Origin of the sequence: Halobellus sp. Atlit-38R, from assembly GCF_003665925.1 — an archaeon.
Taxonomy (GTDB): domain Archaea; phylum Halobacteriota; class Halobacteria; order Halobacteriales; family Haloferacaceae; genus Haloquadratum; species Haloquadratum inordinatus.
The window spans coordinates 1-625 of sequence record NZ_QXIJ01000118.1 but is presented as its reverse complement, the minus strand read 5'-3'; the positions used below and the strand labels follow the sequence as shown (position 1 = coordinate 625).

The window sequence follows — 625 nt, the reverse complement described above, 5'->3', positions numbered from 1 at the left end:
CTTAAGGATGCGTACTCTGGGTCACTATTGCTCTGTGTCGGAGCCCGGACGGTACTGGTCGAACGACGGGTCTTCGTCGAGCGCGTCGGGGACGAAAAGCGTCGTCGCGCCGAAATCCCGGATTATCGACTGGCCTTCACGCCCGGTGAGATACCCCACGTAGGCCATCGCGAGCGGATAGTTCACCTCGTGCCGCGCCGGGTTCGTCGGAATGACGGCGTAGTCGTTCCGCAGCACGTCGGGGCCGCCGCCGAGCGGGCCTTCGACGAAGACGGCAAGAAGTGTCGAATCCGACATCACGCGGTAGGTTCCCCTATCGACGAGCGTATACGCCCCGCGCCGACTCGCCTGTCTGAGCGTGTCGCCCATGCCGTCGCCGGTCGCCTGATACCAGCGGCCGCTCCTGTCGGCGTCGGCGCGGTCCCACAGCGATTGCTCTTTGAGATGGGTTCCGGAGTCGTCACCGCGGGAGAGAAACAGCGCGTCCGCGTCGGCGATTCGCCGAAACGCAGCAATCGGGTCGTTGCCGACGGCGTCGATACCGGCGGGGTCGTCTTCGGGACCGACGACGAGGAAGTCGTTGTGCATCAGGTCGCGGCGGTTGATACCGTGTCCGGCTCGGAGG

The 625-nt window shown here is 65.4% G+C and carries 1 protein-coding gene; it reads right to left on the bottom strand.

All coding sequences use genetic code 11. The features are described from left to right. Positions 1-24: 24 nt before the first annotated feature. The coding region (locus tag D3D02_RS18415) for a substrate-binding domain-containing protein (RefSeq protein ID WP_199723188.1) at positions 25-625 on the bottom strand (601 nt) is incomplete at its 5' end.